Origin of the sequence: Rhizobium sp. SRDI969, assembly GCF_025152725.1 — a bacterium.
GTDB classification, from domain to species: Bacteria; Pseudomonadota; Alphaproteobacteria; order Rhizobiales; family Rhizobiaceae; genus Rhizobium; species Rhizobium leguminosarum_I.
This window is the reverse complement of record NZ_CP104038.1, coordinates 270,141-284,488: the sequence shown is the minus strand read 5'-3', so window position 1 is coordinate 284,488 and position 14,348 is coordinate 270,141. Positions and strand designations below refer to the sequence as shown.

Sequence of the window (14,348 nt, the reverse complement as noted above, 5' to 3'; positions counted from 1 at the left end):
CAGATTTCGCGGCATGTAGCACTGCATCTGATTTATGCGCCGCTCACCTTGCAGGCAACTCTTAATTCGTCGCGTGAAAGTCGATGCGGAGCCGCACCGCCGCGTTCCGGTCAGAACTCGACTTCCAACTCGACGATCTCATCCGGCTCGACCATCGCTCCCTCCGTCCATTCACCCATCAGCGGCCAGGACAGCACCGTCTCGACATAGGCTTCGAGCTGCGGTTCGAGTTCCACCGCGTAGGTGCGGAATCGGGTGCAGACCGGCGCAAACATCGCATCGGCCACGGTCGGCGTGATCCCGAACAGCCACGGGCCGCCGCTTGCCTCGAGGCATTCGGTCCAGATCGCCTTGACACGCTCGACATCGGGCCGCGCGCCCGAAAATATCTTGAAGCTCGCATGCCGCGCCTTGAGGTTCATCGGCAATGCCGAGCGCAGATTGTGGAAACCCGAATGCATCTCGCCCGAAACCGACCGGCAGCGGGCGCGCGCCGCGCGCTCGGTGGGCCAGAGCCCGGCAGTGGGCGCGACCTCATGGAGATATTCGGCGATCGCCAACGTGTCCCAGACCGTCACATCGTCATGGGTCAGCCTCGGCACCAGAACCGACGGTGAAAGCAGAAGCAGTTCCTGGCGCGCCTCGTCATCCAGTTCCACAAGGACTTCGGCGAAGTCCAGCCCGGCCATCCGGCACAGCAGCCAGCCGCGCAGAGACCATGATGAGTAGTTTTTCGAGGAAATCGTCAGTGCCGCCTGCGACATCGGGCTCGTATCCTTGTCGGACAATGTTGCTTCTTCCTCGATAATCTTCTCGCATGGCAGGAGATATTCCACTAGCATTTTTTGCACTGCCGCATCGATGCGGCAGTGCGGGAGATTTCGGCCATGCTCTACCAGGCCTATCAGTTCCAGGATGATCTCATCGCGCCGCTCCGCGATCTGGCGCGCCGCCTGCAGATCTTCTCCGCGACAGCGCTCTGGGGATCCGGCAGCGAAATGGGACGGCACTTCGCCGCCGCGCTGGAGATGATCTCACGCTTCGAGATCACTCACCAACGTCCGGATTTCGCTATTACGTCGGTCATGATCGGCAATCGCGTGAGGCCCGTCACTGTCGAGACCGTGCTCGACATGCCCTTCGGCACGCTGCTGCGCTTTGCAACGGACACCGATGCAAAGCGGCCGCGGGTGCTGGTCGTCGCACCGCTGTCCGGCCATTTTTCGACGCTGCTGCGCGGCACCGTGCAGACCCTGCTGCGCGACCACGACGTCTATATCACCGACTGGGCCAACGCCCGTGACGTGCCGCTGTCGGCCGGACGCTTCGGCATGGACGACTATGTCGATTATATCATGCATTTCCTGGAGGAGATCGGTCCGGGCGCTCATATCCTTGCCGTCTGCCAACCCTGCGTGCAGGCGCTGGCCGCCGTCGCCGTGATGTCGGAAGAGCGGCATCCGGCCACCCCGCGGACCATGACGCTGATGGCCGGTCCGATCGATCCGCGCGAGAGCCCGACGAAGGTCAACGAGCTTGCCGTATCGCAATCGCTCGCCTGGTTCGAAAACTCGCTGATCACGGACGTCCCCTGGCGTTATCGGGGTGCGGGACGGCGCGTCTATCCCGGTTTCCTCCAGCTTGTCGCCTTCATGTCGATGAACATGCAGCGCCACCAGGACGCCCATCGCAAGCTCTACGACCATCTGGCGAAGGGCGAGACGGCCGAGGCCAGCAAGATCAAGAATTTCTACGACGAATATTTCGCCGTGCTCGACCTCACCGAAGAATTCTACATCGAAACCATCGAACGCGTCTTCCAGAAGGCGGAAATCGCGACCGGCGACCTGACCCATCATGGCCGCAAGGTCGATCCCGGCCAGATCCGCAACACGGCGCTTTTGACCGTCGAGGGCGGGCGCGACGATATCTGCGCACTCGGCCAGACCTCGGCCGCGCACGATCTCTGTCGGGCGCTACGCCCACATCTGAAGCGCCATCATCTTCAGGCCAATGTCGGACATTACGGCGTCTTCAGCGGCCGCCGCTGGGAGGGGGAAATCTACCCCGTCGTGCGCAACATGATCCTGGCGATGGAATAGCGCCCGTCAGATCCGAAACGCGATGGCAAGTCTTAGCGATCCGCCATGACCAGGTGGCCCGGCCCGACTTCGCGATAAGACGTGCTTGCAGGCTGATAGTCGACCGGGCGCATTGGGCTCTTGATCTCGTCATTCGCCACCATCCGCTTTTCGTGGCGACGGTTGGGATCCGGCACCGGCACTGCCGCGATGAGTTTTTTCGTATAGGGATGCTGCGGATTTTCGAAGACCGCGGATCGCGGGCCGATCTCGACGATCTCGCCGAGATACATCACCGCTACGCGATGGCTGACGCGCTCGACCACCGCCATGTCGTGCGAGATGAACAGGAAGGCGAGGTTGAGGCTCTGCTGCAGGTCGAGCATCAGGTTGATGACCTGCGCCTTGATCGAGACGTCGAGCGCCGAGACGCTTTCGTCGGCGACAATGACCTTCGGCTGCAAGGCGAGCGCGCGGGCGATGCAGATGCGTTGGCGCTGGCCGCCGGAAAACTCATGCGGATAACGGGCGGCCATATCCGAGGACAGACCGACCTTCACCAGCAGATCGGCGACGACATCCTTTGCCTGTTTCGCGTTGCCCATCCTGTGCTCGAGATAGGGTTCGGCGATAGCTGCGCCGACCGTCATGCGCGGATTGAGGCTGGCAAAGGGATCCTGGAAGATCATCTGCACGGATTTGCGCATCTCGCGCAGGTCCTTCCGGTCGAGGCCGAGCACCTCCCTGCCCTCGACGAGAACGGAACCGGCCTGCGGCTCGATGAGGCGCATGATGGCGCGGCCGGTCGTCGATTTGCCGCAACCGGATTCGCCGACGAGCGACAGCGTCTCGCCAGCGTGAAGATCGAATGAGACGTTTTCGACGGCATGCACCCGGCTGGTCAGCCGGCCGAACAGGCCGGAATGAATATCGAAGCGCTTGGTGAGGTTCTTCACCTGCAGGACTGGCGTCAATGCCACCGTATCGGTGACCTCGGCGGGAATGTCCGATTCACCCGTTGAGGTATTGACCACGGGAAAGCGCAGCGGCCTTTGCCTGCCCTGCATCGAGCCGAGCACCGGCACGGCTGACAGTAGCGCTCTCGTATACGGATGTTTGCCGCGGTGGAAGATATCGGCGGTAACGCCGCTTTCCACCTGTTCGCCGCGATACATCACCACCGTCCGGTCGGCGATCTCGGCAACGACGCCCATGTCATGGGTGATGAACAGAACGGAGGTTCCCTCCTCGTCCTGCAGCATCTTGATGAGATCGAGGATCTGGCCCTGGATCGTCACATCCAGCGCCGTTGTCGGCTCGTCGGCGATCAACAGTTTCGGCCGGCTGGCAAGCGCCATGGCGATCATCACCCGCTGGCGCATGCCGCCGGAGAAACGATGCGGATATTCGCCGAAGCGCGAGGCGGCCGAGGGAATGCGGACCTTTTCCAGCAGCCTTATCGTCTCGGCTTTGGCATCGGCCCTGCTCATATCGGAATGGCAGAGCAGCGCTTCGGATATCTGGTCGCCGATGGTGAAGAGCGGATTGAGCGATGTCATCGGCTCCTGGAAGATCATCGCCACCTCGTTGCCGCGAACCTGCCGCATGGCATTTTCCGGCAATGCCAGAAGGTCGCGTCCACCGAGCATGACGCGGCCCTCGACGCGGCTCGTATCCGCCTGCAGCAGCCGCATGATCGAGAGCGAGGTGACGCTCTTGCCCGAGCCCGATTCGCCGACGATCGCCACCGTTTCCGCCGGAGCGACGGTGAAGGAGACGTCGCGCACCACCGGTTTCCAGACGCCGTCCACCAGGAAGGATGTCGTCAGCCCTTCGACGGAAAGAACGTCGGTGGTCGTCTGGATCGGTTGCGTTTGGGCGCTGGCCATGGTGGTTCCTCTTGCGGGTAAGCGGTGGTTCAATCCGGCCAGCGCAGCGCACCGTCGAAGCGGTGCCTGCTACGGTTCTCGATCGGCGTTGCGATGATCTCGTTGGAGGCGCGCGCCTTATCGAGTTCCTGCGCCAGGCGCTGCGCGACAATCGTCTCTTCGCCCGGGTGCAGATTGCACGGGTCGAGGTAGAAATAGCGGTGCTCCACCTCGTGATCGCGCGCGATGATCGGCGGGCTGCCCTTGGCGAGCGCATCGGCCAAATCCCAGGCGGTGATATGGGCTTGCTCAGGATCGACGATCAGGCGCAGCCGATCGAGCGGATTGTTGGTCGGGTCGGGCTCGATCAGCGCGGTGACGCCCGGGCGACCGTCGAGCGTGCGCTTCCACAGGTTGAGATAGCCGGTCTCGCGTTCCCGGATGCCGGCATGGTCGCGGTTTTCCCATGCTTCAAGTGCTGCCATGACTCCGAAGATGCTCTCCTTGCCGACCTTCATGCCGCGGCCGATGCCCATGTTCTGCAGGAAGGCGTGGCGCACCAGCTCCTTTCTGCCGGCAACGATGCCCGAGGTCGGGCCGCCGAGGAATTTGTGGCCGGAGTAAAGGGCGATGTCGGCCCCCTGCTCCAGGAAAATCCTGAGATCATATTCCGAGGCGGCATCGACGATGACGGGCACGCCCTTGGCATGGGCAATCTCGACGAATTCCTTGAGGTTCAGCAGGCCGTAATCGACAACATGGTGGGAGACGACATAGACGGCAGCGGCGGTCTTGTCGGTGATGGCGTTTTCCATGTGGAAGCGATGCGTCGAGGTCGCCTGCCCGACAAGCACGACCTTGCCGCCGGCAAGCCGGATCGCCTGGTCGACCGGGGCGCCGTAGCTGACCACATGGCCCATCTGCACCAGCACTTCGTTCTTCTCCGGCACGACATCCGGCAGCTTCTCGATCGCCAGCAGGTTATTGCCGGTGATCGCGCCGGCGACGGCGAGCGAAATACCGGCCGAGCAGGAGGCAGTGACGAAGCCCGCCTCGCCGCCGGTCAGCCTTGCGATGACGGCGCTTGCCTTGCGCTGCAGGTCGTTGATCTCGACGAAGTGCGGAAGGATCGATGCCATCGCGCTGATCGCTTCGGGAACGACGATCGAGGCGCCGAGGCTGGTCATGGTGCCCGATACATTGATGACAGGGCGAAGGCCAAGCGACGGGCGGATATCAGTGAACATGGAGATCTCCAGGATTCTGGGTCGAAAAACGAAACATGGGGCGGTCGATCAAATGTGTCGAGCTTCCATCAGCCGTGCAAGGCGACGATCGCCTCGATCTCGACGGTGATGTTGCCGGGCAGCGAGCCGAAGCCGACGGCCGAGCGGGCATGTTCGCCGGCCGGCCCGAAGACTGCGATCAGCAGATCCGAGCAGCCGTTGATGACGCTCGGATGATCCTCGAAATCAGGCACGGCATTGACCATGCCGAGCAGCTTGACCACCCGCTTGACCCGGGAGAGATCGCCGAGCGCATCCTGCATGACGGCAAGCAGGTTGATGCCGGTCAGCCGCGCATGGCCATAGGCCCCCTCGACACTGATGCCACCGCCGACCTTGCCGGCATGCAGGAAGCCGTCGGCCTCGCGCGGGCCCTGGCCGGAGAGGTAGAGCATATTGCCTTCGATCACGTGCGTGACGAAATTGGCGATCGGCGGCGGCGGCGGCGGAAGCGTTATGCCGAGGGCAGCAAGCCGTTCGTAAGGCGAGTTCTCGACCTTGCCGGCGGCGGTGGGAAACTGATTCACGCAAACTCCTGTCATGCAATTTTCGATTTAGCGAATTTCGATTGGGCCGACGCTTGGTCGGCGGATTAAAGATCCTTGCGAAGTCTCGGATCGAGCATGTCCCTGAGGCCGTCGCCGACCATCTGCAGCGACAGCACGGAGAGGATGATGGCGACGCCCGGAAACAGCGTCATCCAGTCGGCCTGGCCGATATACTGGCGGCCGGCGGCGATCATCGTTCCCCAGGTCGGGATTTCGGGGCTGACGCCGAGGCCGAGGAAAGACAGGCCGGCTTCGGCAAGCATGGCGCTGGCGAAAAGGAACGTCGCCTGCACCAGGATCGGCGACAGCAGATTGCGCAGCACATGCCGGGTCATGATATGGAAGGTCGAAATGCCAAGCGCCCTCGCCGCCTCGACATAGGGCAGCTCGCGAATGACCAGCGTCGAAGCGCGCACGATCCGGGCAAGGCGCGGCGCATAGACGATCGACAGCGCGATGATCACCGTCGTCAACGACGGGCCGAGGGCGGCGACGAGCGCGATCGCCAGCAGAATATCGGGGAATGCCATCATCGCATCGATCAGCCGGGCGATCGGCGTATCGAGCTTCTGGAAGAAGCCGGCAAGCAGACCGAGCGTTACGCCGATCACGGCCGACAAGGTCACGACCGCAACACCGACGAGCAGCGACAGGCGGCCGGCGAAGATCGTGCGCGAGAAGACGTCGCGGCCGAACTCGTCGGTGCCGAAGACAAAGGTGCCGCTCGGCGGTTTCAGCCGGTTGACGATGGAAAGCTTCGACGGCGAATAGGGCGCGACAAGAGCCGCCAAGATCGCCAGAAGCACGAAGATCGTCAGGATCAGCAGGCCCAAGGCGACCGTCTTGCGCTTCAGCAGCCGCCTGGCGAATTTGCTGCCCTCGCCTTCCGCGGGTTTGATTGCGATATCGGCCATCAGTAGCGCACCCTTGGATCGATCAGCAGATAGAGCATGTCGATCGCAAAATTGATCAGCACATAGAGGGCGGCGATGACGAGCAGCGCCCCCTGGATGACGGGATAGTCGCGGCGCAGGACCGCCGAGACGACGAGATTGCCGACACCCGGCAGGCCGAAGACGGTCTCGGTGACGACGGCGCCCGAAATCAGCACCGCTGCCGTCAGACCGATCACCGTCAGAATCGGGATCAGCGCATTCTTCAGAGCGTGCTTGAGAATGACCCGGCGCTCGATCAGCCCCTTGGCGCGGGCCGTGCGGATATAATCGTCGCCAAGCACATCGAGCATCGACGCGCGGGTGAAGCGCAGGATCAGCGCCGAAGAGACAATGCCGAGCGCAAAGGCAGGCAGCGTCAGGTGATACATGCGCTCGAAGAAGGTCGAGCCGGGACCGCCATAACCCGAGACCGGGAAGAGGTTCAGCCTGACGGCGAAGAACTGCATCAGGATCAGGCCGAGCCAGAAGCTTGGAATGCTGGCGGCAAACATCGCGAGCGTCGTTGCCGCCTGATCGATGAAGGAACCGCGCCGATAGGCGGCATAGATGCCGATCGGCAGGGCGATGATGCTGGCGATTGCGAGCGAAAACAAAGTCAGGAAGAAGGTCGGCTCGGCGCGGTCGAGCAAGGCCGAGGTGACGGGCATGTTGAGGAAGATCGACTGGCCGAGATCACCTCTCAGCATCTGGCCGATATAATAGACATATTGCAGGCCGAGCGACTGATCGAGGCCGAGCCGGGACCTGAGGTCGGCAATATCCTGCGGCGTCGCATCCGGCCCGAGCATGACGGCGGCCGGATCTCCCGGTGTCACACGCACGATGACGAAGACGATCGTGACGACGAGAAACATCACGACGATCATGCCGAACAGGCGCTGGAGGATGTAGCGTATCATGAACGTCTGGCAAACCCTTGCAGATGCTGCAAAAAAGAAGACTGATACCGGCCACGACGGGCCGGTATCGCTGGCGATGTTTACTTCTTGATCGAAGCATTCCAGAAATACGGCCACGGAGCCGGATCGACGCCTTCGAGCTTGGTCGATTCCGCCGAAACCGCGTTGAAGTCGCCGATCTTCATGAAGGGTGCATCGGCATAGATCACCTTCTGGACATCGGCCCAGAGCGCCACGCGCTTCTTCGGATCGACTTCCGATGTAAAGGCATCGACGGCGGCCTTGCGGGCCGGCGTATCCCACCAGCCCGGCGAACTGGTCGAGAGCGAGCCGATCAGCGCCGGCTCCGGCAGGAAGGGGCTATGGGTGATGTAGATATCCCAGAGCTTCGGATCGGTGCGCCGCTGCGTCAGCGTCGCCCAATCCACAACCTGCATATCGACGGTGAAGCCGGCAAGCTTCAGATATTCGGCGGCGACCTGCGCCATCTTGTAATGGAATTCGTACTGGCGGCTGGTCAGGATGCGGATCGGCTCGCCATTATAGCCGGCCTTCTTGGCGGCGGCCGCCGCCCCTTCCGGATCGGCGACATTATAAGCGCCTTCGACGCCGGCATCGGTCGACCAGGCAAAGGTCTTCGGATAGATCGCGCCGTCGAGCGCATAGAAATCCTTGCTGCCGAAGGCGGCGGCCAGCATGTCTTCCATGCTGAGCGCCTGGCGGATCGCCTTGCGGACCTCGACATTCCCGGCAATACCTTCCTTCGTGTTGAAGACGAAGACCGGATAACCGAAGGGCTTGAGGATGATCGGCTGCGAGGCGGTCGAAGCCTTCAGCTTGTCGTAGGATTCGACGGGGATCGAGTCGACATAATCATACTGGCCGGAAACAGCGGCTTCGACGCGGGTGTTCGGATCCGGCACCGGCACGAAGCGGATCTCATCGAGATATTGATGACGGGCGCCGCCATAACCATTGCTGTCGCCTTCGCGTGACTTATAGGCATCGAAACGGACGAGCTGGATATACTGGTCGGCCTTGCGCTCCTTCAGCATGTAGGGACCGGTGCCGATGAAGTCCTTCATCGGCTCGTCCTGCTTTTCCGACGGGATGATGATCGCGGCCGAATTGTTGAAGGCAAGCAGCGAGGTCAGCGGCGCATAGGGCTGCTTCAGCGCAATCTTGACGGTCGCCGGATCGACGGCGGTGACGGATTCGATGAAGCCAGCCACCTGCTTGCCGCGCGAAGCGATCTTCATCCAGCGGCCAAGCGAGGCGACGACATCTTCCGAGGTCATATCGGTATTGTCGTGGAACTTGATGCCGGTTCTGAGCTTGATCGTATAGGTTTTGCCGTCGGCGCTGATCTCAGGCAGGCTTTCGGCCAGAAGCGGCGTGACGTTCCAGCTCTTGTCGAAGGTGTAGAGCGTTTCGAAAATGTGCTGCGTGACGATGCCGACCAGATCGGCCGTCGACGACATCGGATCGAGCGTCGGCGGTTCGCCAATCGTCGCGACGTTGATGACGCCACCCTTTTCCTGGGCAAGGAGTGTCGAAGGCAGGGCGACGAGTGCAGTGCCGAGAAGGAATGCGACCAGTCTTTTCATGTGAGAGCTCCCGTTTAGTTCCACAATTATGTAATTCATCTTTTTGTAACAGAATAGGAGATGGATCGATCCTGTCAAGCACGAGCGACGGATTATGCTAGGGCGGATAGCCGGACGCCGGAAAAACACACAATCTTCGGCTGCGCCGGCCTGCACCACGGCCGCGCATTATGCCAAGGTGAGGCGATCGCCCTGCGGTGAGGCTTCAACGGAACGGGAGAACAGGATGAGCATCGACTTCAATGACGGCAAATGGCTGAACGAGCCCGCACACTGGCAGGCGAACGAAGCCGGCCTTACCTTGACCACCGATGAGAAAACCGATTTCTGGCGAGAAACCCATTACGGCTTCACCCGCGACAGCGGCCATTTCCTCGCCTTTCCCACCACCGACGGCTTCACCGCGCAGATCCGCGTCCAGGGCGAATTCCGCACCCTCTACGACCAGGCCGGCCTGATGGTGCGCATCGACGAGAAACGCTGGATGAAAACAGGCGTCGAGTTCACCGACGGCGAAGCCTTCCTCAGCACCGTCGTCACCGACGGCAAATCCGACTGGTCCGTCGCTCAGCCCTTCCGCGAATTGGAAGATTTCCGCATCCGCGTGACGGTCGCCAACGGCGCGATGCGCATCCAGGCTTCACGCGACGGACGCCGCTGGCCGCTACTGCGGTTAGCGCCCCTCCCGGCTGCCGAGCGCTACGAAGTCGGCCCGACCGCCTGCACGCCGGAGCGCAGCGGGCTGAGGGTGCGGTTTTCGGAGTTTTCGATTGGGCCGGCGATTACCACCGATCTTCATGACTTGAGCTAGCGGATTTCGATGTCGTATTCTCGACGGCAATATACGAATCCAGATAGTGGAGTCCAAGAGGCACCCCGGCAGAGATTATCCGCGGGGTGCGCATCTCTTAAAATCGTTCATCGTCATCGCGCGGCGCAGCCGCAGGACTGTCATTTTCGAGATGACATCCGCCCCGTTCTCTGCGAAAAAGGGCGTGATGAGAGACAGGGGCGTTCGTCGACAGACGGGCTGAGAAGCACCCTTCGAACCTGAACCGGATAATGCCGGCGGAGGGAGTCGCTCGGGGCCGCGGCACCGTCCGCATGAACCGCCCCGTGCCCGCCCCCGCCTGAAAGGGGCCATATGCAGACCAGGACCACACCAGGAGCGATGCTGAAGGCGATGCGCGAGAAGCCGCCGCTCGTTCAGTGCATCACCAATTACGTCGCCATGAACATCGCCGCGAATGTCCTGCTTGCATCAGGCGCCTCGCCCGCCATGGTGCATGCCGCGGAAGAAGCCGGCGAATTCGCCGCGATCGCCAGCGCTGTGACAATCAATATCGGCACGCTGTCGACGCAATGGATCGACGGCATGCAGGCGGCTGCGAAGGCGGCGACATCAGCCGGCAAACCCTGGGTGCTCGATCCGGTCGCCCATTATGCCACCGCCTTCCGCCGCAATGCGGTCGCCGAACTGCTGGCGCTGCGCCCAACCATCATCCGCGGCAACGCGTCCGAGATCATCGCGCTTGCCGGCGGAGAAAGCCGCGGCCAGGGGGTCGACAGCCGCGACCCGGTCGAGCAAGCGGAAGGTTCGGCGCGATGGCTTGCCGAGCGGCAGCGGGCGGTCATCGCCGTAACCGGCGCCGTGGATTTCGTCACCGACGGCGAGCGGGCCGTGCGCATCGAAGGCGGATCGGTCCTGATGCCGCAGGTCACGGCACTCGGCTGCTCGCTCACCTGCCTCGTCGGCGCCTTTGCCGCGACGGCACCTCAGGATATCTTCGGCGCGACGGTCGCAGCCCTTGCAACCTTCGCCATCGCCGGCGAGGAGGCCGCCCTTGGGGCGGCCGGCCCCGGCTCCTTCTCCTGGCGCTTCCTCGATGCGCTGGCCGCGCTCGACGCCGAAACGCTGGATGCCCGGGCAAGGATATCAGCCGCATGAAGGCTTTCGACCTTTCGCTCTATCTCGTCCTCGACCCCGATCTCTGCGCCGGGATCGGCATGGTCGAAACAGCGCGCCTTGCCGTTGCCGGCGGCGCCACCATGGTGCAGTTGCGTGACAAAAATGCCGGCACCATCAGGATGATCGAGACCGGCCGCGCCTTGAAACAGGCGCTGGATGGGACGGGCGCGCTTCTCATCGTCAACGATGACGTCGAGGCGGCCATCGCCATCGGCGCCGATGGCCTGCACATCGGCCAGGAGGATATGGATGCGCGCAGAGCGCGGGCCATGGTCGGTGCCGAGATGATCCTTGGCCTGTCGGTCGAGAGCGAGGCGCTTGCGAACGCCGTCGATCCTGGCTTGGTCGACTATACCGGCGTCGGGCCGGTGTTTGCGACACCGACCAAGGCCGATCACAAGCAGCCGATCGGCTTTGACGGCCTTGCAAGGCTGGTCAAGGCCTCGCCGGTGCCATCCGTCGCGATCGGCGGGCTCAAGGTAGATCATGTCGGCCAGGTGTTCGCCGCCGGCGCCCGGGGGCTTGCCGTCGTCTCCGCCATCTGCGGTTCGCCCGACCCCGAAGCGGCCACCCGCCGCATCGCCGCAGAAATTCGAAAGGCCCGCGCATGATCCGCAACGTTCTCTCGATCGCCGGCTCCGATCCCTCCGGCGGCGCCGGCATCCAGGCCGACCTCAAGGCCTTTTCCGCCCGCGGCGTCTACGGCATGGCGGTGCTGACCGCGCTGACGGCGCAGAACACGCAAGGGGTGAGCGGCGTGCATCTGGTGCCGCCGCAATTCGTCGCCGATCAGATCAATGCCGTCTTTGCCGATGTGCGCGTCGATGCCGTCAAGATCGGCATGATCGCCAATGCCGGCATCGCCGACGCCGTTGCCGGTGCGCTGACCGACCACCGCGACATTCCGATCGTCATCGACCCTGTCATGATCGCCAAGGGTGGAGCCGCCCTACTGGCGCCCGAAGCGGTCGACGTCCTGACCCGCCGGCTGCTGCCGCTTGCCACGCTTCTGACTCCGAACCTGCCGGAAGCCGCCGCCCTGCTGCACCAGCCGGTCGCGACAAACCGCGCTGACATGGCGGCGCAGGCCGAGCGCCTGCTGGCGCTTGGCCCGGTCGCGGTGCTGGTCAAGGGCGGCCATCTCGACAGCGACGAGAGCCCTGACGTGCTTGCTACCGCCGCCGGTCTGCACTGGTTCGAAGCCAGGCGCGTGCCGACCAAGAACACCCACGGCACCGGCTGCACGCTGTCCAGCGCGCTGGCGGCCGAGCTTGCCAAGGGCGCTTCGGCGCGGGAGGCCGTCGCCATCGCCAAGGATTACCTCGCCGGCGCGGTCGCGGCTGCCGGCTACCTCACCGTCGGCTCCGGCCATGGACCTGTCCAGCATTTTCATGCACTCTGGAAAGGCGGCGAATAGGCACTCGCTCAACCAAACATGCCGACCGAAACGGCCGGCCATTGGGCGAGCTTTACAAGAGCTGGGCGGACCCGTCGGTGCGGATGATCTGAAGCGGCTTGCTGGCCTCGTCGCCTGCCCTATGCTAGGGGACAGTCCCTTTCATAAGAGGCGAAGCCGTCATGCTGCCATGGATCCAGCTCGATTCCGCGACCATTCCCGGTGAATACGGCGAATTGCGGCTGAAGCGGCGCGGCAGCGAGTTCTCGATCATGCTCGGCGCCAACGAGCTGATGAACAGCCGTCTCAGCGGCTCGGAGGAGGCACTGGCGACCCTTTCCTGGGATCGGATCAAGGCGCACCCGAAGCCGCGGATCCTGATCGGCGGCCTCGGCATGGGCTTCACCCTGCGCGCCGCCCTCGCCGTCCTTCCCGAAGATGCCGGCGTCACCGTCGCCGAACTGGTGCCGGCCGTCGTCGCCTGGGCACGCGGGCCGATGGCCGAGGTCTTCAAGGGCTGTCTCGACGATCCGCGGGTCGGCATCCATCAGGGCGATGTCGGCGACGCGATCCGCACCGGCAAGGCCGCCTATGACGCCATTCTGCTCGATGTCGATAACGGTCCTGATGGCCTGACCCGCAAATCCAACGACCGGCTCTACGATTTTGCCGGCCTTCGCGCCGCCGGCGACGCGTTGCGCCCAGGCGGCGTGCTCGCCGTTTGGTCGTCCGGTCCGGACCCGGATTTCACGCGGCGTCTCAAGGATAGCGGTTTTTCCGTCGATGCGGTCAACACGCGCGCCAACGGCAAACGCGGCGGCGCCCGCCACGTCATCTGGCTGGCCGTCAAATCGGTGAAATGACGCTCAAGCAGAAGCGATCCTGCGGGCGGCATTGATGGCGCGGCGGGCGCCGGAGCGCAACTGCGCGGTCTCGGCGCCGGCAATGACCAGATCGAAGCCGAACTTCAGCAGTTCGCCAGCCCGCTCGCCGTCACCGGCGAAGGCGCAGGCGAATTTGCCATGGGCACGGCAGCGCGAAACCGCATGCTGCATGGCGCTGTCGATCTCGGCGGCGTTCGGCGCCACCTGATCGCCGTTCGACAGCGCGATCGAAAGGTCGGAAGGGCCGATGAAAATGCCATCGATGCCGGCAACGCCGAGGATGCCGTCAATCGCCTCGAGGGCTGCCCGGGTCTCGATCATGGCGACGGCGACGGTGAGCGCATTGGCGTTCTTCAGATAATCATCGGCCGACAGGCCTGTATGGTTGAGCGCCAGCGACGGTCCCCAGCTGCGTTCGCCGAGAGGCGGGTATTTGGTGGTCTTGACGAAGGCTTGCGCGTCTTCGGCCGAATTGATCATTGGCGCGATGATGCCAGAGGCGCCGGCATCGAGCAGGCGCGAGGCGGACGCGAAATCACCGACCGGAATGCGCGCCAGCGCCGGCTTGCCGGCAAGGCGCACCTGGGCAACGGCGTTCGCTGCCGAGGGCATGTCCCACATGCCGTGCTGCATATCCAGCACGATGGTGTCGAAGGCCTCCTGCGCCAGGTGATTGGCGAGCGTAGCGTCGGGAATACCGATCCAGGCGGAGATCATGCCGCCCCGGTGCTGCCTGATCCTGTCCGCAAATCCGTCGATATCAGCTGCGCTCATGCCATTCTCCTCAATTCGACAGGCCGCCAGCGGCCAGATATTTCACCTCGAGGAACTCGTCGATGCCGAATTCCCTCAAA

14 protein-coding genes and 1 riboswitch are annotated in these 14,348 nt (G+C 63.2%); of the genes, 6 read left to right on the top strand and 8 right to left on the bottom strand.

The genetic code is table 11. The features are described from left to right. Positions 1-110 precede the first annotated feature (110 nt). On the bottom strand, positions 111-764 hold the full coding sequence (locus N2A41_RS31020; protein WP_260111999.1) for a glutathione S-transferase: 654 nt from the start codon (positions 762-764) through the stop codon (positions 111-113). A 123-nt stretch (positions 765-887) separates the two neighbouring features. Here N2A41_RS31020 and N2A41_RS31015 point away from each other — a divergent pair, with 123 nt between their 5' ends. Further along, on the top strand, positions 888-2,102 hold the full coding sequence (locus N2A41_RS31015) for a polyhydroxyalkanoate depolymerase (protein WP_162115336.1): 1,215 nt from the start codon (positions 888-890) through the stop codon (positions 2,100-2,102). A gap of 32 nt (positions 2,103-2,134) precedes the next feature. Here the strand turns inward: N2A41_RS31015 and N2A41_RS31010 are convergent, their stop codons facing one another. From N2A41_RS31010 to N2A41_RS30985, 6 genes are all read right to left on the bottom strand, one after another. Continuing rightward, positions 2,135-3,970, bottom strand: coding sequence for an ABC transporter ATP-binding protein (locus tag N2A41_RS31010; RefSeq protein ID WP_260111850.1), 1,836 nt, complete (start codon positions 3,968-3,970; stop codon positions 2,135-2,137). A gap of 29 nt (positions 3,971-3,999) precedes the next feature. Continuing rightward, positions 4,000-5,196, bottom strand: a complete 1,197-nt coding sequence (locus N2A41_RS31005; protein ID WP_260111849.1) for an aminotransferase class V-fold PLP-dependent enzyme — start codon at positions 5,194-5,196, stop codon at positions 4,000-4,002. A gap of 68 nt (positions 5,197-5,264) precedes the next feature. Next, positions 5,265-5,777, bottom strand: coding sequence for a RidA family protein (locus tag N2A41_RS31000; protein WP_170261597.1), 513 nt, complete (start codon positions 5,775-5,777; stop codon positions 5,265-5,267). A 50-nt stretch (positions 5,778-5,827) separates the two neighbouring features. Then, positions 5,828-6,697 carry an ABC transporter permease gene (locus tag N2A41_RS30995; protein ID WP_260111848.1) on the bottom strand — a complete coding sequence of 290 codons (870 nt, stop codon included), beginning with the start codon at positions 6,695-6,697 and terminating at the stop codon, positions 5,828-5,830. Continuing rightward, a complete protein-coding gene (locus tag N2A41_RS30990; protein ID WP_168340072.1) occupies positions 6,697-7,638 on the bottom strand; it encodes an ABC transporter permease in 942 nt (313 codons plus the stop codon). The genes N2A41_RS30995 and N2A41_RS30990 overlap by 1 nt, the downstream gene beginning before the upstream one ends. A gap of 80 nt (positions 7,639-7,718) precedes the next feature. Next, positions 7,719-9,245, bottom strand: a complete 1,527-nt coding sequence (locus tag N2A41_RS30985) for an ABC transporter substrate-binding protein (RefSeq protein ID WP_170279495.1) — start codon at positions 9,243-9,245, stop codon at positions 7,719-7,721. Positions 9,246-9,471: 226 nt separating this feature from the next. Between N2A41_RS30985 and N2A41_RS30980 the strand changes: the two genes are divergently transcribed. From N2A41_RS30980 to N2A41_RS30960, 5 genes are all read left to right on the top strand, one after another. Then, the gene (locus N2A41_RS30980; RefSeq protein ID WP_260111847.1) at positions 9,472-10,056 is read left to right on the top strand and encodes a DUF1349 domain-containing protein; all 585 of its coding nucleotides are present in this window, start codon (positions 9,472-9,474) and stop codon (positions 10,054-10,056) included. A gap of 186 nt (positions 10,057-10,242) precedes the next feature. Beyond that, positions 10,243-10,339, top strand: a riboswitch (TPP riboswitch). Positions 10,340-10,389: 50 nt separating this feature from the next. Continuing rightward, positions 10,390-11,193, top strand: a complete 804-nt coding sequence (thiM, locus tag N2A41_RS30975; protein ID WP_260111846.1) for a hydroxyethylthiazole kinase — start codon at positions 10,390-10,392, stop codon at positions 11,191-11,193. Beyond that, on the top strand, positions 11,190-11,825 hold the full coding sequence (gene thiE / locus N2A41_RS30970) for a thiamine phosphate synthase (protein ID WP_260111845.1): 636 nt from the start codon (positions 11,190-11,192) through the stop codon (positions 11,823-11,825). Before thiM ends, thiE begins: the two co-directional genes overlap by 4 nt. Next, a complete protein-coding gene (thiD, locus tag N2A41_RS30965; RefSeq protein WP_260111844.1) occupies positions 11,822-12,631 on the top strand; it encodes a bifunctional hydroxymethylpyrimidine kinase/phosphomethylpyrimidine kinase in 810 nt (269 codons plus the stop codon). The genes thiE and thiD overlap by 4 nt, the downstream gene beginning before the upstream one ends. A gap of 161 nt (positions 12,632-12,792) precedes the next feature. Then, positions 12,793-13,473: a spermidine synthase gene (locus N2A41_RS30960; protein WP_170277703.1), complete on the top strand. Its 681-nt coding sequence runs from the start codon at positions 12,793-12,795 to the stop codon at positions 13,471-13,473. A gap of 3 nt (positions 13,474-13,476) precedes the next feature. On the opposite strand, the gene N2A41_RS30955 is transcribed toward N2A41_RS30960, so the two are convergent. Continuing rightward, the gene (locus N2A41_RS30955; protein WP_162115326.1) at positions 13,477-14,268 is read right to left on the bottom strand and encodes an HpcH/HpaI aldolase family protein; all 792 of its coding nucleotides are present in this window, start codon (positions 14,266-14,268) and stop codon (positions 13,477-13,479) included. Positions 14,269-14,348: the final 80 nt, after the last annotated feature.

Excerpts from the sequence above, each read along its gene's own strand:
- N2A41_RS31010 (WP_260111850.1), bottom strand. The coding sequence starts at position 3,970 with ATGGCCAGCGCCCAAACGCAACCGATCCAGACGACCACCGACGTTCTT.
- N2A41_RS31015 (WP_162115336.1), top strand. The coding sequence starts at position 888 with ATGCTCTACCAGGCCTATCAGTTCCAGGATGATCTCATCGCGCCGCTC.
- thiD (WP_260111844.1), top strand. The coding sequence starts at position 11,822 with ATGATCCGCAACGTTCTCTCGATCGCCGGCTCCGATCCCTCCGGCGGC.
- N2A41_RS30985 (WP_170279495.1), bottom strand. The coding sequence starts at position 9,245 with ATGAAAAGACTGGTCGCATTCCTTCTCGGCACTGCACTCGTCGCCCTG.
- N2A41_RS31000 (WP_170261597.1), bottom strand. The coding sequence starts at position 5,777 with ATGACAGGAGTTTGCGTGAATCAGTTTCCCACCGCCGCCGGCAAGGTC.
- N2A41_RS30980 (WP_260111847.1), top strand. The coding sequence starts at position 9,472 with ATGAGCATCGACTTCAATGACGGCAAATGGCTGAACGAGCCCGCACAC.
- thiE (WP_260111845.1), top strand. The coding sequence starts at position 11,190 with ATGAAGGCTTTCGACCTTTCGCTCTATCTCGTCCTCGACCCCGATCTC.
- N2A41_RS31005 (WP_260111849.1), bottom strand. The coding sequence starts at position 5,196 with ATGTTCACTGATATCCGCCCGTCGCTTGGCCTTCGCCCTGTCATCAAT.
- N2A41_RS30955 (WP_162115326.1), bottom strand. The coding sequence starts at position 14,268 with ATGAGCGCAGCTGATATCGACGGATTTGCGGACAGGATCAGGCAGCAC.
- N2A41_RS31020 (WP_260111999.1), bottom strand. The coding sequence starts at position 764 with ATGTCGCAGGCGGCACTGACGATTTCCTCGAAAAACTACTCATCATGG.
- N2A41_RS30990 (WP_168340072.1), bottom strand. The coding sequence starts at position 7,638 with ATGATACGCTACATCCTCCAGCGCCTGTTCGGCATGATCGTCGTGATG.
- N2A41_RS30995 (WP_260111848.1), bottom strand. The coding sequence starts at position 6,697 with ATGGCCGATATCGCAATCAAACCCGCGGAAGGCGAGGGCAGCAAATTC.
- N2A41_RS30960 (WP_170277703.1), top strand. The coding sequence starts at position 12,793 with ATGCTGCCATGGATCCAGCTCGATTCCGCGACCATTCCCGGTGAATAC.
- thiM (WP_260111846.1), top strand. The coding sequence starts at position 10,390 with ATGCAGACCAGGACCACACCAGGAGCGATGCTGAAGGCGATGCGCGAG.